This is a genomic window from Nodosilinea nodulosa PCC 7104 (assembly GCF_000309385.1).
GTDB lineage: Bacteria > Cyanobacteriota > Cyanobacteriia > Phormidesmidales > Phormidesmidaceae > Nodosilinea > Nodosilinea nodulosa.
This window is the reverse complement of the sequence record NZ_JH976537.1, coordinates 1,548,394-1,565,248: the sequence shown is the minus strand read 5'-3', so window position 1 is coordinate 1,565,248 and position 16,855 is coordinate 1,548,394. Positions and strand designations below refer to the sequence as shown.

Genomic DNA, 16,855 nt, shown 5'->3' with positions numbered 1-16,855 from the left:
CGCTCTCTACATCAGCCGTCTGTATTCTACGCCGCGATGGGGACTTGTGAAGCGCCCAGATACCTCAGCATGGGTCGCTAGACTCCTCTCAGCCCTCTGCTGATAATGTATCCAAACCCTACTAGCGCATCAATGACCGGCTACAGCGGTAGAAACTGGACTTGATTCTCAAATTCCTCTGGTTGTCCCAATTTAGCGATCATCTCTAGGTCTCGAATGCAGTCGCCAATGCGAACCATGAGCTGATGCCCGTAGACTACTCCAGGGAAAGGAATGCCCTCGATTTGACATCGCTGGGCTTCAACCAGAAGGTCTCGATCTTGAGAGAAAACAATGCGCCCCAGTTCTGTGGCCCGGCTCAACACCAGATCGTCATCAATACCGGAGCGGCTATCTTCCTGAACGGTTAAGACATCCACTGCTCTGAGACGCAACCCGCTGGTGATGGCGCCGTGGACGTTTTCATCCATGTACAGGCCAAGGCTCATGGGAGTAGGTTTTGAGCTTTGAGCCGGGCCACAAAGGGAGACTCACCCGCAGCCTGCCGCAAGGCTGCTATTTCCCGCAGTTCGGCATCCATAGCCGCTTCTAGCTCCGACTGATGATCCCAGTAATAGGAGAGGGCGCTGTGAATTTGGCCCATGGTCAGATGGCGATGGTTGATGTGAATTTCTTCAGGCGTCCACCCGTGGGCGCGCTGGGCCATGGCAATTTCAATCACCTTCATGGTGCTACCTTCGATGACGGGCACCTGGCGATCGTTGAGGACGATGTGCTTGTAGTCGGTGGTGGTTAGGGGCATGGGTTAGGGAGCGTTGAAGTTATTCTGAAAGGTTGCCAGACCTCGGAGTTTTTCAAAAACTCCGAGGTCTTTGCCGCTATAAATTTGCTATTGCGTCGGGGACTGGATATTTTTCGATTTCGCTGAGAGGCAGCAGCAGGGTGTCTTCGATGTATTGCCGGGTGGCTTTGGTGACGTAGCAATCGCTGTTGAGGCATTCGACTAAAAGTTTGTTGGCATTGTAGTACTGTCGCAGCTTTTCTTTTTCAGTTGAGTGAAACCGCCAGTCGCGACCAATGTTGTAATGTTGATTCATTACTGCCTGTAACCGATTTGGCCATGTATCCCCGTTTGCTATCCACCAACGCTTAAAGGCTTTCTGAACGGAATCATTTTGATCATATATATTGGGTATATTGGGCAAATTGTTTTTTAGCGCTCTCAATTTAGCTCTCAACGCGGGACTTGTCGTGCTTGCCATCTGCTCACTAATGGCGCAACCAAACTGAAAAACAAGGTCACAGGCAATCTCCAAGTTGCGATCGTCGTTAATATCGAGATCGAAAGCAGGCGCGCGGTGATTATAATGCAGAATGAAGTGAAGCGCCTGGTCAAGGTCGCGGCTTAGTCCTTCTCGGTTAAAGTCATGGGCAAAGCCATAGCGAAGCTTTGTATTACGATTCGGGCTGAGGGAGTAGTCAAGACCTTGGGCAAGGGAGTAGTCGAGTTCGCGGGCGAGGTTGAGGGAGTAGTCGAGGTCAAAGCCGCAGTCGAAGGCAAGGGCGAAATAGAATGCCCGAATAGAGGCGGGCTTATAAGTGGCGTCCACTGTGCTTACTGTCTCTTGAATCCTTGTCAACGCTTCCTGTAGCTTGCATTTTTCCATAGAAACATTAGTCATAAGCAGATCAATTTGCCGTTTAATCAAAAACAACAGTATGTCAGCTTCGGCTAACATCCCCGCCGTGAGGAAAAAGATTTCGCGGTAGCGTTTCTCATTTATGTGGGTGGCCAGATTTTGTAGGGCTTGGTTTAACGTCGGCGTGGGACTTATAATATAGTGGGCAGTAAAGTATTCCTGAAAGGTAAGATGTGAAAAGGAGTAAATGCCCCTAGCCCGTTCTACCAATAGGCCGTGTTGGGCTTCAATCGATTTCAGCACCGCTTCACCATCCATTTGCAGGACTTCCTCATCATCACTAGAACCAGTCAAATTGCGAATATATTGGATGATGTGTTGCTCTACGGTGGCTTGCTTGACAAAATAATCGCCCCGTTCAAAGGTGGTGAAAGCCAGTTGACTTAGCAAGTCTTCCTTGCGTTTGAGAGAGAGTTTTTTGTAAACCTGGTCGCGCTCGATGTTACGTTTACCGTCCCACTTTTTCAGCAGCACATCTAGCCCTTCTCTGTAGAGTTCGGCCCGGTTAGCAGGAAAATCTGCCGCCTCGCCAAATACCAGACACAGCAGCGTCAGCAGCAGCGGGTTAGTCGCCAGTTCTTGAATCGGCTTGTTGTCTTTTAGCCTCTGAATAAAGGTTTTAGCCTTTTTGGAGTCATTTTTAGCGGCAAACCATTTGGTGGAAAACTCGGCAATTTGCTCTAGGTCAAAGTCGGCTACCTCCACCTCGGTAAATCGCTCAAAGATGTATTCCCTCGCCGCGATGCGGCAAGTGATGACGCACTGGCAGTTTCTAAACTGGTGGGCAAAGGTTTTAATGTCTTGCAGCACTCGGTCGTGGTCGGTTTCGTAGACCTCATCTAGGCCATCCAGCAGCACCAGGGCTTTGCCATTGCCCAATACTGTCGAGAGTGTATCCGCCGATTCTACACCGCAGGCTTTCCACTGGTGTTGAATGTAGGTTTGCAGATTTGGTTTTCCTTCAGCCTCGGCGTAGTCCTTCAGTGTTACAAATACCGGCACCCGCTGGGGCTGAAATTCGCCCTGGTTACACAGAATAGCCAGCCGCTTCATAAAGGTGGTTTTGCCTGCCCCTGGCTTGCCCAAAATCATTAGTTGGTTGTGACGCTCCACAGCTTCCAATCCAGGGACTCGCTCATGGCGCACCTGGCCCAGCAAAAAGCGGTCAAAGTTTTCTAGGTCGCAGTCTTGCAGCAGTTCATCTAGGCCCAACCGTCGCCTACCGGAGAGCTTTTCGAGAATGTTGACGCTGGTGTAGATATCGCCCAGGCCAATGGGCTGTTCCATATCCAGCACTCGCATTTTTCCGCAACGCTCTTGGATATCAGCATGAACTTGAGCGCGGACGGTCTGCACTAGGGCATCAATATCTGTTTTGGGTTTTACAGTCCCAGCGGGCACAGGAGGGACGGATTGAAACCCAGTGACGTCTTCCCAATCCAAATCTAGAGTCTTGCAAAAGCTGATAAATAGCTTGTTGCTAACGGCTTGGCCGGAGCAAAATTTAACGGCGGGCTGACGACTACAGTCGCAATTCTTCGCCAGGTCATCTCGGCTCCAGCCCCGTCCAGTCAGCGCCCGGTTGATCTGCTGAATGCCGTTTGGGGTTGCAGTGAGCGATCGCCCTGCCATGCCGTTTTATCTCGCTTGACCACGGTTTTACCCAGGGTAACGCAACTCATCCTCAACTCACACCCAAGTCATACCGACTGAAACCCTTGCGGGGACTGAACTTTCGCGGCATTCCAAAGAAGATGAACTCATCCAATACAGCAACGGAGTTCACTATGAAAGCCACCAAAACCCCGCCCACCTTCAACCTAATTTTCGCCACCGTTCTATCGCTCACCCTCGGCTCTGGCGGAGCAGCGCTGCACCTGGCCAGCCAGCCCACCCTTACCGAAGCTCAAACCAAAGTGCTCAATAGCGCGATCGCCCTCTGGACCACCGGCACCACCACCCTCCTTGGCCTGCTCAGTACCAACAAACCCCACGATTAAACTCTGCCTGTCCACGTGCTTCCCATGGTCGTGGGTCTGGATGTCGGCTGGAGGCAAAGCCTGGGGCTACGACTAAGCCTGCAACCAGGAAAAGATTTCACCGACCTGGAGCTGTACGGCTTCGGCAAAGGCAGGCACCGGCAGTACCACCTCTGCGGCCTCAAACCCCTGCACCGATTTATCGGCTCCGTAGACAAAGATGAAGGACTCCTCTGGGTCCACTAGCCAACCCATGGCAGTGCCGTGGTCAAGCCCGTGGAAAATGTTGCGAATCACTTTGGTTTGGCTCTGCTGGGGAGAAAGAATCTCGATGATCCAATCCGGGGCAATGTTGAATGCATTTTCAACTCGACCATCGGCCCGTCGAGGAATTCGATCCCAACGAAACAGAGATACATCTGGCACAACAGAGCGTCCGCCAAAGGTACAGCGTAATTCTGGGTAAGCGCGCCCCACCTTTGGTGGTTTGAGAACTGCATTCAAGGCAGTAACTAAATCGCCCTGTAATGTGCTGTGCTCTCCTTGGGGCACCGGCTTCTGAACAATGGCTCCGTCAACATATTCGCTGGCAGGGGTGGTTTCTGGTAGGGCCAAAAACTCTGCCAATGTCAGGGGTTTGGTAGGAGTTTGTACCATGCAACAACCCTTCGTTTCTGCCTCAATTCAATTCTAACCGCACCCCACTACCGCACCACCCCTAAGCCCTCCAGGCAGGCTTCGCCACCACCCCATCACCCCACCACCCATCACGCATCCACGCATCCACGCATCCACCCATCCCCCCGCTCACCCATCCCCCCGCCACACCGCATCCGCCACCCGGCACACGTCATACATCTCCGCCCCGTCGTGGACGCGCAAAATATCGGCACCCCCTGCGATCGCGGCACAGCAGGCCGCCGCCGTACCCCAGACGCGCTGCCGGGGGTCGGGCTGATCGAGAATGTGGCCGATGAAGCTCTTGCGGGAGGGACCAATCAGCAGCGGGCTGCCCAGCTCTCGAAATTGACTCAGCTTGCGCAGCAGCTCCAGGTTTTGGGCATAGGTTTTGGCAAAGCCCAGGCCGGGGTCGACGGCAATTTTGCTGGGTTTAACGCCCACGGCGATCGCGTCTTCAATCTGGTGCTGCAAAAACTCGTAGATTTCACCAATTAAATCTTGATAGTCGGTGCATTGCTGCATGGTGGCAGGCGTGCCCCGCAGGTGCATGATCACAATCGGCACGCCCAGGTCGGCCACCGTCGAGAGCATGGCCTTGTCGTAGGTGCCCGCCGAGATGTCGTTGATAATGTCGGCCCCCGCCCGCACCGCCGCCCGCGCCACCGACGATCGGGTGGTATCGACCGAAATAACCGCCTGGGCCAGGGTGTCGTCGTCATCCCTGCGGATGGCCTCAATCACCGGAATCACCCGGCGGAGCTCCTCTTCGCGGGAGATGCCCACCGCCCCAGGTCGGGTGGACTGGCCGCCAATGTCGAGAATGTCGGTGCCGTGGTGCACCAGGTGGCGCGCCTGGGCCAGGGCCTGATCCACCGAGCTGAACCGGCCTCCGTCGCTAAAGCTGTCGGGGGTCACGTTCAGCACCCCCATCAGGTAGGTGCGGCTGCCCCAGCTAAAGGTGCGATCGCGAATTTTCCACGGAGCGGGTACCGTCAGCACAGACATAGGTATTGGCAAAGCTAGAATATCTGCCTAGCTTAAACGAATTGCCCCACCGTCGTGCTATCCCCCAGGGACTTACAGCACCTTTTCTAAGAACTGCTGGGCGCGATCGCTCTTGGGGGCGCTAAAAAATACGTCCGGTGGGGCGTCTTCCACCAGGTAGCCGCCGTCGAGAAACAGCACGCGATCGGCCACCTCCCGCGCAAAGCCCATCTCGTGGGTGACGATCGCCATGGTGATGCCGGTTTTAACCAGGCCCTTCATTACGTCGAGCACCTCTTTTACCATTTCCGGGTCGAGGGCGCTGGTTGGCTCATCAAACAACATCACGTCGGGCTGCATGGCCAGGGCGCGGGCGATCGCCACCCGCTGCTTTTGCCCCCCCGACAGCCGCGACGGGTACTGGTCGGCTTTCTCCGATAGCCCCACCTTGGTCAGCAAATCCAGCGCAATTTCGCTGGCGTCGGCCTTAGAGAGGCCCCGCACCTTCATGGGCGCATAGGTGAGGTTGCCCATCACCGTCTTGTGGGGAAACAGGTTGAAATGCTGAAACACCATGCCTACGTTCTGGCGCACCTTGAGAATGTCGCACTTGGACGAGGTAATATCGACGCCATCGACAAAGATATGCCCGGCGGTGGGAATCTCCAGCAGGTTAATGCAGCGCAGCAGGGTCGACTTGCCCGACCCCGAGGGGCCAATAATCGCCACCACCTCGCCGCTGCCCACCTCCGTCGAAATATCCTTTAAAACCTCCAGCGGCCCGAAGGATTTGACCAAATGCTCGATTCTAATCACTGCGGCGCATCCTCCGCTCTAGGACTTGGGCGGCCTGGGTCAGCCCCATGACCATGACGTAGTAGATCACACCCACTATTATCAGCGGCTCAAAGTAGAGAAAGGTCTGCCCCGCTACCACCTGGGCTCGCCGCATCAGGTCTAGCACCCCAATGGTAGACACCAAGGCCGAATCTTTCAGAAGCGCAATGCTCTCGTTGACCAGGGCGGGCAGAATGTTCTTAAACGCCTGGGGCAAAATGATGTCGAGCATCATCGGTCGATAGGGCACCCCCAGCGACATTGAGGCTTCCCGCTGGCCCTTGTCCACCGCCATAATGCCCGCCCGAATGGTCTCCGAGCTGTAGGCCGCCGAGTTGAGGGCAAAGGTAAGTACCCCCGCCTCAATGGGAGAAATCTTGTAGCCAATTAGCTGTGGGGTGGCAAAGTACACCAGGGCCAGCTGCAAAATCAGCGGCGTACCGCGAAAAATCGACGTGTAAAACTCCGCAAACCAGCGCAGCGGCTTAATGCTGGAAATCTTCAGCAGCGACAGCAGCGTGCCCAGGGTAAACCCAAACAGGGCCGACAGCAGGGTGAACTTAAGGGTGACGACAATGCCGTTCAAGATGAAGGGCAAGGACGGAATAATTTGGCCAAAGTCTAGGTTCATAGGGCTAGGTGCATGGGCGTTGACTACTTAGCCCCGTCGCCAAACCACTTGTTAATTAGCTCTTCCATCATGCCGCTCGACTCCATTTCGCCCAGCACCCGGTTAAACTCGCTGGTCAACTCCGAATCCTTGGGGAACGCTACCGCAGACCCCACCGGGCCTTCTTCCGGGATTTCTACCGAGGTTAGCTCCGGGTTGTTGGCCAAAAAGCCCTTGGCTACGGTGTCTTCAATGATGGCGGCATCAATGCGGCCCGACTTGAGTTCCTGCACGATTTCGTTGATCCGGTTGAGCGGAGAGAGCTTCATGCCGGGGGTCTTTTCGGCCAGGTCTTTGGCCAGCCCTTCTTGAATGGAGCCCAACTGCACGCCCACGGTTTTGCCGCCCAAATCGTCCGGCCCGGTAATGGCGTTACTTTTGGGGAAGACAATGGTTTGCTTGGCGTCGTAGTAAATGTCAGAAAAATCGACGTTCTGCTTGCGCTCTTCGGTGGGGGTCATGCCCGCCATCACAAAGTCGGCTCGGTCGGCCTGGAGGGCTGGAATTAGCCCGTTGAAATCCATGTTGGTGATCTCTAGCTCGTAGCCCAGCTCTTTGGCAATGTGGCGAGCAATATCCACGTCGAAGCCCACGATTTCCTCGCTGCCGCTGGTGGTATCGACCGACTCGTAGGGGGGGTAGTCGGCGGAGGTGGCCATGGTTAGGGTGCCTTTCCCGGCGGCTTCACTATCTCCGGCGGCTTCGCTATCTCCGGCCGATTGACCGCCTCCGCAGGCTGAGGTCAGCCCCACGGTGAGCAGAGCGACAGCGGCGGTGGATGCTAGAAACCGGCGGCGTTTCATGGTCTTTCCTCACAAATCACTGGGGCAGCGGTTGCCCTACCCGAAGCCATACTTTAAAGCGAGGGCGTGCTCTTTGGCTAGTATCCGATAGGCTATGCCAGCCGGAGCTGGATATAGCTTGCAGAGAAAAAATATCTTGGGAAGTAGTGAGAGCTACCGTTTGTCTACTTCTTGCCCCTAGGGAGCGACATCCTCAGGCAAAAAGCGATCGCCTAGCTGGTTCGTTGACCACTGGTATTCCACGTCGATTTTGGCCTGTTTGCAGGTCTCTTCGAGCTGGCGCTGCTGCGACAGGGCCTTGCGGAGGGCAATAATCAGCTCCTGCACCTGTCCCCGAATCTGGGGGTTTTGGTAGGCCACCGCCATGGTCTGCTGCTCGAGCAGCCGCAGCAGCAGCTCGTAGTGGATATGGGAGGGTAGCGGGAGCGGTTTGCCCAGATTTGCCATTGCGGTGCCCCAGAGGTGCGATCTGTTGATTAAACCAGGAAGTGCCTGAAGACTTCAGTATCTAGGCAGTGTTTTTTTCGTAAAGTTTGTCGATGGCCAGCCCTGGATCGGGTTGACGAATGAGCGACTCGCCCACCAGTACCGCCGCTACCCCGGCGGTGGTTACAGCCCGCAGGTCCGCTGGGGTATGAATGCCCGATTCGCTGACGACTAAGGCTCCACTGGCGGTCAGGCGATCGCGCCGCGCCTCAATTAGCTCAGCCGTAGTCTCTAGCCGAGTGGTGAAGGTCTCCAGATTGCGGTTGTTAATGCCGATCAGCGCCAGGCCGGGCACTGCCAGCACCCGGTCTAGCTCCTCTAGGGTATGCACTTCGACCAGCACCGCCATGCCCAGCGCCTTGGCAATCTGCACAAAGTAGGTCAGATCCTGGTCGGTGAGAATGGCCGCAATCAGCAGCACCGCGTCGGCCCCTTTCAGGCGAGCCAGGTACATTTGGTACGGGTAGATAATGAACTCTTTGCACAGCAGGGGCAGGTCTACCGCCTGGCGAATTTGGGCCAGGTACTCAAAGTCGCCCTGAAAAAAGGCTTTGTCGGTGAGTACCGAGAGGCAGGTGGCCCCGTGGGCGGCGTAGGTTTGGGCGATCGCCACCGGGTCAAAGTCGGGCCGCATCACCCCTTTGCTGGGGGAGGCCTTTTTGACCTCGGCAATCAGCGCCGGCACTGTGCGGCCATCGCGCAGGGCCGCCACAAAGTCGCGGGGCGGCGGGGCGTCTAGAATCTGCCGCTGGAGATCGGCCAGGGGCAGGCGCTCCCGCAGCTGGGCTACCTCGGCTTCTTTGTGCCAAACGATTTTCTCTAAAATATGCCTGGGTTCGGCATCGTCGGCTTTGATTTGGTATTGCAAGTGTTTAACCGCAACGGCGGGGTTGGGAGGGCGGCGGCGAATTTTCATCGATTTTGGCATTTGAATCTCGACGGGGCGTAGGGTGGGCAAGGCCCACCATTTCTGGGCTGGTCAACGGCTGGGAATGGGAGCCTTGTGGCGATCGCAAAAACCGACAGCCCCCATCTTCTCCCCAGCGTGAGGTGGGCCGTGCCATCAGGCGGGGACGACGACGGCGCGCTTAAAGGCTTCGTCGAGCACTTCCGAGAGGGTGGGGTGGGTGTGGACGCAGAACGACAGGTCGGTGACGGTCTGGCCATTGGCGATCGCATTGGCCGCCTCCTGAATCAGATCCGCCGCGTGCAGGCCGATAATGTGCGCCCCCAGAATTTCCCCGGTGTCTTTGCGGTAGATCACCTTGGCTAGCCCGTCGGACTCGCCCTCGGCCAGGGCCTTGGAGTTGCCCTTGAAGTAGGTGCGCACGGTGTCGATGGCAAACCCCTCGGCCTCGGCCTTGGCTTTGGCGGCGGGTTCGGTCAGGCCCACAAAGCTCACCTCCGGGTGGGTAAAGGCCGCCGCCGGAATGCTCATGTAGTTGATGGTGCGAGGGTCGCCGCAGATGGTCTCGACGGTGAGAATGCCCTGGGCTGAGGCCGCGTGGGCCAGCATCATTTTGCCGGTGGCATCGCCGATCGCCCACAGGTGGGGCACCGGCTCGCCGTTGCGCAACACCTGTAGGTGGTCATCCACCGGGATAAAGCCCCGCCGATCGGTCTCAACGCCAACCTTTTCAAACCCCAGATCTTTGGTGGCGGGAATGCGGCCCGTGGCCACCAGGCAGGCGTCCACCTCCAGGGTCTCGACCACTTCTCGGGTTTCGCGATCGGCCAGCTCGATCACCACGGGGGAACCGGGGGTGATCTTCTGGGCAATCACTCCGGCGCGGGTCTCAATGTCGCGAGGGGCAATCAGCACCCGCTGGGCAATCTTGGCGATGTCGGGGTCGAAGGTGGGCATCAGCTGATCCAGCGCTTCGATGATGGTGACCTCGCAGCCCAGGGCGGTGTACACGTCGGAAAACTCCAGGCCGATGTAGCCGCTGCCAATGATCGCCACCCAGTCGGGCAGCCAGTCGAGCTTGAGGGCTTCGTCGCTGGTGAAGACGGTTTTGCCGTCGGTTTCAATGCCGGGGGGCACAAAGGGAATCGAGCCAGTGGACAGAATAATGTCCTGGGCGGTAACAATTTTTTCGCCGTCGGGCGTGGCGATCGCCACCTTTTGCTCCCCGGCCAGCCGCCCCCAGCCCTTAATGATATCGACCCCGAGCCGGGTCAGGCTGTTGGTCATATCGCCCTGAATTTTGCTGACCAGGGTTTTGGCGTGGTTGGCAATGGCTTCGCGATCGTAGCTCACCGAGCCTACCGAAATCCCCAATGACTTGAGGTGGTGGTCGTTGCGCAGCTCGCGCACCCGGCCCGAAGCGGCCAGCAGCGCCTTAGAGGGAATGCAGCCCCGGTTGACGCAGGTGCCCCCCATCACATCCGCCTCTACGATGGCGGTCTTTAGCCCCCGCTTCACCGCGTGCAGGGCAGCCCCGTGGCCTCCTACCCCAGCGCCAATAATCAGCAGGTCGTAATCAAATGCGTCGCTCACAGCAGGCTCCTGAACAGGTGATCCAAAAACAGAGTTAATTCCAGGCTAGATCGGCGGAGGGGATAGTGATCTCACCTGAGCCAAAACATTGATCGCTGAAACGTTCGTCGCTGAAACAGTCATCGCCCAGACATGCGCCGCCCGAATAAAATCATGGACTCAATTCGCAACTCGCATTGGCCCCAGGGCGAATAAAGTTTTCTTTCATTCTTGACCACCGGGAGCAATCAGACAACTCCTAATCTTGGATTGCTGCCCGCCGCTGTCGCTGCGCCTCATAGAGCAGCAGCGCCGCCGAAATCCCCACGTTCAACGACTCCACGGTTTCCGCCATCGGAATGCGCACCTGCACCGTAGACTGGCGCAGGAGGGCTTCAGACAGCCCGGCCCCCTCGTTGCCCAGCACGATGACGGTCGGCTGCGTAAAGTCTACGGCCCAGTAGTCCACCGCAGCGTGGGAGCTGGTGGCCACTAGCTGCACCCCTGCCCTGGCCCAATCGGCCAGTCGCGAACCCAGATCGTCCACAACCGCTAGGGGCAGCCGAAACCACTGCCCCGCCGAGGCCCGCAGCACCCTGGGATGGTCGGGGGCAACGCTGTCAGCGCTGAGCCACAGGCCCTCGGCTCCGGCGGCCACCGCTGTACGGATGACGGTGCCCAGGTTGCCGGGGTCTTGCAGGGTTTCGATCGCTAGCCCAACGCCCCGAAGGGAGGCCTGGGGAGCCTGGGGAATATGTGGAGCCACCGCCACTACCCCATCGGGATGCTGGGTAGTGGCCATGCCTTCGAGCACTGGCCCAGAGACCTGCTCGACTCGCTCGGCGTGCTGATCGAGGGCCGTGGCTAAATGGGGATGCTGCTGCTGCCACTCGGGGGTATAGCAGACAGTCTGGAGGGGGTAGGCGGTGGCGAGGGCTTCCTGAATCAGGTGAGTGCCCTCCAGGAGGAATTGGCCCTGCGATCGCCGCCCCTTAGCCTGGTGCAGCTTCCGAATCGACTTCACCAGGGGATTTTGCAGGCTCGTGAGCATGGGCCATTCCCCCTGACTGTTCCCTACGCTGTACCACCTGTCCGGCCTTTGCATGAAACCTTTTGGGGCTTCCCTTAGGCTTTTGGGGCTTTTTGATTGAGAATGCGGAACCCGGGACTTGAACCCGGATGTTATTGCTAACACTAGGACCTGAACCTAGCGCGTCTACCAATTCCGCCAGTTCCGCTGGCCGGGCGCGTTATTAGCGCCGCGATTTGTAATCATGCCCTGAGACTGCACCAGAGTCAAGCGTATGAAAAAAGATTTCGTAATTCTGGATGAATCGGCTATCCTGATGTGGCCAAGTTTGGCAAATGAATCTAGATTGCTGTGGCGAAAACGATGGTTTCGGGTAGAATCTAGACGAAAATTTGGCAAAAAGTGGAGTTATCAGTTGTGGAGGACACCGCCATCGTTACATCCATTGGTTTGCCCAACCCTGTGACCGCTGCCGAGGCGGATGGTGCTGTGCTTGAGATCACTGGCGGTGCTTCCCTAGCGGGCCAGGTCACCATCAGTGGAGCGAAGAACTCCGCTCTGGTAGTGATGGCCGGCACCCTGCTCTGCTCCCAGCCCTGCCGCATTCGCAATATCCCCAACCTGATGGATATCGCGCGCATGGGTGAGGTGCTGACCGCCCTGGGGGTCAAGCTCAAGCGCGAAGGCGATGCCCTCACCGTCGATGCCAGCACCATTGCCCACACCAAGGCTCCCTACGACGTGGTCAGTCGGCTGCGGGCCAGTTTCTTTGTAATTGGTCCACTGCTGGCCCGCATGGGGGTGGCGCGGATCCCACTGCCCGGCGGCTGCGCCATTGGGGCGCGCCCGGTTGAGCTGCATGTGCGCGGGCTCCAGGCCATGGGGGCCGACGTGCACATCGAGCACGGCACCGTTCATGCCTACGTGCCGGGCAGCGGGGGGCGGCTGAAGGGGGCCAAAATCTACCTCGACTACCCCAGCGTGGGAGCCACCGAAACGCTGATGATGGCGGCCACCCTGGCCGACGGCGAAACCATTATTGAAAATGCTGCCCAGGAGCCTGAAGTTGCTGACTTGGCCAACTTCTGCCGGGCCATGGGAGCGCGTATTCGCGGGGCGGGCACCAACACCATTACGATTGTTGGCGTGCCCAGCCTGCACAGCACCGACTACGGCATTATTCCAGACCGCATTGAGGCGGGCACGTTTTTGGTGGCCGGAGCCATGACCCGCTCCGAAATCAGCATCGCGCCCATTATTCCTGAACATTTGACGGCGGTGATCGCCAAGCTCCACGAAATCGGTGGCCAGGTGGTGGTCGATGGCCCCAGTCGGGTGCGATATGTGCCCTCCCATAGAATTTCGCCCACCGACATTCAAACGGGGCCATTTCCAGGTTTCCCTACTGACATGCAGGCCCAGTTTATGGCGCTGATGGCGGTTTGCGAAGGCAGCAGCCTGATCACCGAAACGGTGTTTGAAAATCGCCTCCGCCACGTGGCCGAACTCAACCGCATGGGGGCCGACATTCGCCTGAACGGCAACTGCGCCATCATTAAAGGCGTGCACCAGCTCTCCGGCGCGCCGGTGCTGGCCACGGACCTGCGGGCCTCGGCGGCGCTGGTGCTGGCGGGGCTTGCCGCTAAAGGCACCACTACGATTCAGGGCCTGCACCACCTCGATCGCGGCTACGACGACCTGGAGGGCAAGCTGCGGCTCCTGGGCGCTAACCTGCGCCGCTACCACGACGGCGCTCCGGTGCCGGTTTAGGCGCTGACTTCCCGCACCGAATAGATATGCAGCCCCCAGAAAACTGGGGGCTGCTCTGGTTTTTGGCTGTGATTTTGGCTACGTTTTGGGCTACTGCGCCACCAGCTCCGCCATCACTTCCGCCACGGGCTGAATGCGTTTTGGGGCCGCATGGCCCTGCGAACCGGGCTGGCCCACGGCGCTGCCCGCAAACACCAGCCCATTGTCGACGTCGCCCCGGCTGGCGCGATCGAGGGCGCGGAGAATGCAGTAGGTTTCGCGGCGATCGCGGAATTTGCAGACCTGTAGACAGTTGGCGAAGCACTGCTCCCGCTCGTCAAAAATTTCGCCCGCCTTGACCCGATCGACAAAGGCATTGCGCAGTGCTCGACCGGGCAGCCCGACCGGGCTGGGCACCAGCACAACATCCTCTGGTCTGGCGTGGAGGTGGAATTCCTTGTAGCGCCAGTCAGCGTCGCACTCCTGGGTGGGGATAAACCGGGTGCCGATTTGAACCCCGCGGGCCCCGAGGGCGAGGGCATGGGCCAGGGTGGGGCGATCGCAGATTCCCCCCGCCGCGATGATCGCGATGGGAGAGTCAAAATTTTCGCTCAGGTAGCGCCTCAGCGCCGGAATGACCACCTCGGGGCTGAGGGCTGAATCGCCCAATTCTTCGACCTTAGCGCCCAGGTGGCCTCCCGCTGATTGAGGATTCTCAACGACAAAGGCGTCGGGCAGGCGATGGAACTGCCGCTGCCACTTTTTGCAGATCACCTGCGCCGCCCGGACGCTGGAGACAATGGGCACCAGGGCCACCTCGGGGCGATGGGCGGTGAGGGCGGGCAGGGTTAGGGGCAGTCCTGCCCCGGAGAAGATCAGGTTGATGCCGTGGTCAACGGCGGTGCGCGCCAGGCATTCGTAGTCCCGCGCCGCCACCATAATATTGACGCCGAGAATGCCGGTAGGGCTGAGGGTGCGGGCCTTTTGCAGCTCGTCGATCAGGGCCAGGCGATTGGCCTCAAAAAACTCGGCCTGGCGGGTTTTGGGATTCTTCTCGTCGATGTTGAAGTAGGGCGATCGCATCCCCAGCCCCACGGCAGAAATGACGCCAATGCCGCCCGCGTTGGCCACCGCCGCCGCCAGCCCAGCCCCTGAAACGCGAATGCCCATGCCGCCCTGAACAATGGGGTAGGGAACGGTGTGCCGGCCAATGGTAAGGGAGGGGAGGGTTTGCATGGATTAAATAGGTGAAGGGGCGCATGGTGCTAGTCGTCGAGGCCGAGGGTGCCATGGTAGCCGGTGACAATGCGGCTGCCGTCCTTGAGAATGTGAATTTCGACCTGGTCACTGGCCCAGGAAATGCGATCGCGCAGGACCGAGTTAAACACCCGCACCCGCTGATTGCGGGAGGATACCGGCGAGGTCGGGTCGTGGATGGCCAGAGCCTCTACGTAGGGACCATCGACCAAAATGTCGAGCTGGTCCAGGAGATTCTGCGCCCCCGGCGGCGCCCCAGGGGAGGTGAGCTGAGCCAGGGTAAAGCCTGAAAAAGACATTGTGTTTAGCCCCGCCGCCTTGACCCGTCGGGCCACCGTTGCCAGGGCGGGGGCCTGCCAGAAGGGCTCTCCCCCAGAAAAGGTCACCCCCTCGTTGAGGGGGTCGGCCAGAATGCGCTCCACCAGCTCGTCTACCGTTACGATCTGGTTGGGTTCAAAGGGCCAGGAGGCCGGATTGAAACAGCCAGAGCATTCCCTGAGACAGCCCTGCACCCAGACCACAGCGCGATAGCCAGGGCCGTTGACCTGGGAGCGATTGACGTAGCCCATGAGGTTGAGATGGCGGGTGGGGGCGGCCATAGGAAAGATGGGTAAAGAACGGGGAGCGGTTCATCCGCTGATCTATAGCTGTGGCCAGTCTGGTTAAGACAGGTCTCCTATGAACGTTCAAACGTTTGGACGTTCATAGGATTTCTGGATGTCCTAACCAACGTGACTATGGCTATAACCGATGGGTATCTAGCCGATCGAGGCACGGACGCTCTACACCGACTGGGAAAACTGGCGCAGGGTGCGATTCCGCAGGTAGGGGTCAAACACGGCGGCAATGTTGCGAACCAGCAGCCGTCCGGCGGGGAGCACCTCGATGTGGTTGGGGGTGAGCCGCACCAGGCCATCGGCCTCCAGGGCCTGTAAATCCTGCCGTTCGCGGGCAAAGTAGTCGTCAAAGGTCTGGTCGAAGCTGAGGTGATATTTTTCCTCAATGGCGGCTTTGGAAAGCTCAAACTGGCACATCAGCTCCATAATGACCGCCCGCCGCAGAATGTCCTCCTGGCTCAGCACCACACCGCGCTCTAGGGGCAGAACATCGGCATCCACCGCCCTGTAAAAGTCGCGCAGCCCCTTGTGATTTTGGCTGTAGACATCGTGGAGCATGCTGATGGAGGTCATGCCAAAGCCCAGCAGGTCAGATTCGGGCTGGGTCGTGTAGCCCTGAAAGTTGCGGTGCAGCTGGCCCTGGGACTGCGCGATCGCCAGTTCATCTTCGGCCTTGGCGAAGTGGTCCATGCCAATAAACTGATAGCCCGCCGCCGTCAGGCGATCGATGGTCATGTGGAAGATGTCTAGCTTTTCCTCGGGGCCGGGCAGGGTAGCCGGGGCAATGTGCTTTTTCTGGATGGGCTTTAGCCAGGGCACGTAGGCAAAGTTGAAGACGGCGATGCGATCGGGGTCGAGGCGCAGGGTTTTTTCGATGGTGTCGCGAAAGGTGGCCAGGGTTTGGTAGGGCAGCCCGTAGATTAAATCCACGTTCACGCTTTCAAACCCCGCCTCTCGCAGCCAGCCCATGGCATCGAACAGCATGGCCTCGGGCTGCATGCGGTTGATCGCCGCCTGCACCTTAAGGTTGAAGTCTTGCAGGCCAAAGCTCACCCGCCTAAAGCCCAAGTCTTTGAGGAATTGCACATAGTCGCGATTCAGATCGCGAGGATTCACCTCAATGGAGATTTCTGCTTCCGGCTCAAACTCAAAGTGCTTGTGCAGGGCATTCCACAGCTGCTCTACCTGGGCTGTGGTCAGGTAGCTGGGGGTGCCGCCGCCCCAGTGCAGCTGGTTGACCTTTCTGCCCTCAACCCGCTGGGCCATCTGGGCAATGTTGCGCTCCAGGTAGTCGAGATAGGCATTGGCTACCCGCTTCTGGCGGGTGATCACCGTATTGCAGCCGCAAAAATAGCAGGCCGACTCGCAGAAGGGAATGTGGCAGTAGAGCGACAGCGGCGTTTGCTTGTAGTTGCCGATCGCGATCGCGGCCTCAAAATCCCTGGGGCTAAAGCCTTCGGTCATCTCCGTCGCAGTCGGGTAGCTGGTGTAGCGGGGCAGCGGCTGGTTGTACTTGTGCAGCAGCGCCGGGTCAAAAACAACGGGTTTGGCAAGGGAGAGCATGGTAGTTAGGTGGTGGCAAA

General features: G+C 58.3%; 17 protein-coding genes and 1 tRNA gene. 2 read left to right on the top strand and 16 right to left on the bottom strand.

The genetic code is table 11. From position 1 onward, the window contains the following. Positions 1-140: 140 nt before the first annotated feature. The 3 genes from LEPTO7104_RS0107015 to LEPTO7104_RS0107005 form a co-directional block, all read right to left on the bottom strand. Complete coding sequence (locus tag LEPTO7104_RS0107015; protein ID WP_017297845.1) at positions 141-488, bottom strand: DUF5615 family PIN-like protein; 348 nt, start codon at positions 486-488, stop codon at positions 141-143. Then, positions 485-802 carry a DUF433 domain-containing protein gene (locus tag LEPTO7104_RS0107010; protein ID WP_017297844.1) on the bottom strand — a complete coding sequence of 106 codons (318 nt, stop codon included), beginning with the start codon at positions 800-802 and terminating at the stop codon, positions 485-487. The genes LEPTO7104_RS0107015 and LEPTO7104_RS0107010 overlap by 4 nt, the downstream gene beginning before the upstream one ends. A gap of 76 nt (positions 803-878) precedes the next feature. After that, positions 879-3,143, bottom strand: coding sequence for an NACHT domain-containing protein (locus LEPTO7104_RS0107005; RefSeq protein WP_225886941.1), 2,265 nt, complete (start codon positions 3,141-3,143; stop codon positions 879-881). A gap of 344 nt (positions 3,144-3,487) precedes the next feature. Here LEPTO7104_RS0107005 and LEPTO7104_RS33055 point away from each other — a divergent pair, with 344 nt between their 5' ends. Further along, positions 3,488-3,700, top strand: coding sequence for a hypothetical protein (locus LEPTO7104_RS33055; protein ID WP_017297842.1), 213 nt, complete (start codon positions 3,488-3,490; stop codon positions 3,698-3,700). Between the two features lie 72 nt (positions 3,701-3,772). Here the strand turns inward: LEPTO7104_RS33055 and LEPTO7104_RS0106995 are convergent, their stop codons facing one another. The 10 genes from LEPTO7104_RS0106995 to LEPTO7104_RS0106950 all read right to left on the bottom strand — a co-directional run bounded on the left by LEPTO7104_RS0106995 (position 3,773) and on the right by LEPTO7104_RS0106950 (position 11,857). Beyond that, entirely contained in the window at positions 3,773-4,336 is a 564-nt protein-coding gene (locus tag LEPTO7104_RS0106995; protein ID WP_017297841.1) for a Uma2 family endonuclease, read from the bottom strand. Between the two features lie 150 nt (positions 4,337-4,486). Next, on the bottom strand, positions 4,487-5,365 hold the full coding sequence (folP, locus tag LEPTO7104_RS0106990; protein ID WP_017297840.1) for a dihydropteroate synthase: 879 nt from the start codon (positions 5,363-5,365) through the stop codon (positions 4,487-4,489). Positions 5,366-5,437: 72 nt separating this feature from the next. Further along, positions 5,438-6,160: an amino acid ABC transporter ATP-binding protein gene (locus tag LEPTO7104_RS0106985; RefSeq protein WP_026072452.1), complete on the bottom strand. Its 723-nt coding sequence runs from the start codon at positions 6,158-6,160 to the stop codon at positions 5,438-5,440. Continuing rightward, the gene (locus tag LEPTO7104_RS0106980; protein ID WP_017297838.1) at positions 6,153-6,812 is read right to left on the bottom strand and encodes an amino acid ABC transporter permease; all 660 of its coding nucleotides are present in this window, start codon (positions 6,810-6,812) and stop codon (positions 6,153-6,155) included. The genes LEPTO7104_RS0106985 and LEPTO7104_RS0106980 overlap by 8 nt, the downstream gene beginning before the upstream one ends. Before the next feature lie 23 nt (positions 6,813-6,835). Further along, positions 6,836-7,654, bottom strand: coding sequence for a transporter substrate-binding domain-containing protein (locus LEPTO7104_RS0106975; protein WP_017297837.1), 819 nt, complete (start codon positions 7,652-7,654; stop codon positions 6,836-6,838). Positions 7,655-7,831: 177 nt separating this feature from the next. Beyond that, positions 7,832-8,101, bottom strand: a complete 270-nt coding sequence (locus LEPTO7104_RS0106970) for a DUF5340 domain-containing protein (RefSeq protein ID WP_017297836.1) — start codon at positions 8,099-8,101, stop codon at positions 7,832-7,834. A gap of 61 nt (positions 8,102-8,162) precedes the next feature. Then, entirely contained in the window at positions 8,163-9,056 is an 894-nt protein-coding gene (gene trpC / locus LEPTO7104_RS0106965; RefSeq protein WP_026072451.1) for an indole-3-glycerol phosphate synthase TrpC, read from the bottom strand. A gap of 147 nt (positions 9,057-9,203) precedes the next feature. Then, positions 9,204-10,640, bottom strand: coding sequence for a dihydrolipoyl dehydrogenase (lpdA, locus tag LEPTO7104_RS0106960; RefSeq protein ID WP_017297834.1), 1,437 nt, complete (start codon positions 10,638-10,640; stop codon positions 9,204-9,206). Positions 10,641-10,878: 238 nt separating this feature from the next. Continuing rightward, a complete protein-coding gene (locus tag LEPTO7104_RS0106955; RefSeq protein ID WP_017297833.1) occupies positions 10,879-11,670 on the bottom strand; it encodes a TrmH family RNA methyltransferase in 792 nt (263 codons plus the stop codon). A gap of 103 nt (positions 11,671-11,773) precedes the next feature. Continuing rightward, positions 11,774-11,857 (bottom strand) — tRNA-Leu (locus tag LEPTO7104_RS0106950). A gap of 194 nt (positions 11,858-12,051) precedes the next feature. Here LEPTO7104_RS0106950 and murA point away from each other — a divergent pair. Continuing rightward, the gene (murA, locus tag LEPTO7104_RS0106945) at positions 12,052-13,419 is read left to right on the top strand and encodes a UDP-N-acetylglucosamine 1-carboxyvinyltransferase (RefSeq protein WP_040695309.1); all 1,368 of its coding nucleotides are present in this window, start codon (positions 12,052-12,054) and stop codon (positions 13,417-13,419) included. A 90-nt stretch (positions 13,420-13,509) separates the two neighbouring features. Here the strand turns inward: murA and LEPTO7104_RS0106940 are convergent, their stop codons facing one another. From LEPTO7104_RS0106940 to hemN, 3 genes are all read right to left on the bottom strand, one after another. Beyond that, positions 13,510-14,634, bottom strand: a complete 1,125-nt coding sequence (locus tag LEPTO7104_RS0106940; protein WP_017297831.1) for an NAD(P)H-dependent flavin oxidoreductase — start codon at positions 14,632-14,634, stop codon at positions 13,510-13,512. Between the two features lie 29 nt (positions 14,635-14,663). Continuing rightward, complete coding sequence (locus LEPTO7104_RS0106935; RefSeq protein WP_017297830.1) at positions 14,664-15,254, bottom strand: 4Fe-4S single cluster domain-containing protein; 591 nt, start codon at positions 15,252-15,254, stop codon at positions 14,664-14,666. A gap of 183 nt (positions 15,255-15,437) precedes the next feature. Continuing rightward, positions 15,438-16,835: an oxygen-independent coproporphyrinogen III oxidase gene (hemN, locus tag LEPTO7104_RS0106930; protein ID WP_017297829.1), complete on the bottom strand. Its 1,398-nt coding sequence runs from the start codon at positions 16,833-16,835 to the stop codon at positions 15,438-15,440. Positions 16,836-16,855 lie beyond the last annotated feature (20 nt).

Excerpts from the sequence above, each read along its gene's own strand:
- LEPTO7104_RS33055 (WP_017297842.1), top strand. The coding sequence starts at position 3,488 with ATGAAAGCCACCAAAACCCCGCCCACCTTCAACCTAATTTTCGCCACC.
- LEPTO7104_RS0106970 (WP_017297836.1), bottom strand. The coding sequence starts at position 8,101 with ATGGCAAATCTGGGCAAACCGCTCCCGCTACCCTCCCATATCCACTAC.
- hemN (WP_017297829.1), bottom strand. The coding sequence starts at position 16,835 with ATGCTCTCCCTTGCCAAACCCGTTGTTTTTGACCCGGCGCTGCTGCAC.
- trpC (WP_026072451.1), bottom strand. The coding sequence starts at position 9,056 with ATGAAAATTCGCCGCCGCCCTCCCAACCCCGCCGTTGCGGTTAAACAC.
- LEPTO7104_RS0106955 (WP_017297833.1), bottom strand. The coding sequence starts at position 11,670 with ATGCTCACGAGCCTGCAAAATCCCCTGGTGAAGTCGATTCGGAAGCTG.
- LEPTO7104_RS0106935 (WP_017297830.1), bottom strand. The coding sequence starts at position 15,254 with ATGGCCGCCCCCACCCGCCATCTCAACCTCATGGGCTACGTCAATCGC.
- LEPTO7104_RS0107015 (WP_017297845.1), bottom strand. The coding sequence starts at position 488 with ATGAGCCTTGGCCTGTACATGGATGAAAACGTCCACGGCGCCATCACC.
- LEPTO7104_RS0106940 (WP_017297831.1), bottom strand. The coding sequence starts at position 14,634 with ATGCAAACCCTCCCCTCCCTTACCATTGGCCGGCACACCGTTCCCTAC.
- LEPTO7104_RS0106980 (WP_017297838.1), bottom strand. The coding sequence starts at position 6,812 with ATGAACCTAGACTTTGGCCAAATTATTCCGTCCTTGCCCTTCATCTTG.
- LEPTO7104_RS0106995 (WP_017297841.1), bottom strand. The coding sequence starts at position 4,336 with ATGGTACAAACTCCTACCAAACCCCTGACATTGGCAGAGTTTTTGGCC.
- LEPTO7104_RS0107010 (WP_017297844.1), bottom strand. The coding sequence starts at position 802 with ATGCCCCTAACCACCACCGACTACAAGCACATCGTCCTCAACGATCGC.
- folP (WP_017297840.1), bottom strand. The coding sequence starts at position 5,365 with ATGTCTGTGCTGACGGTACCCGCTCCGTGGAAAATTCGCGATCGCACC.
- LEPTO7104_RS0106975 (WP_017297837.1), bottom strand. The coding sequence starts at position 7,654 with ATGAAACGCCGCCGGTTTCTAGCATCCACCGCCGCTGTCGCTCTGCTC.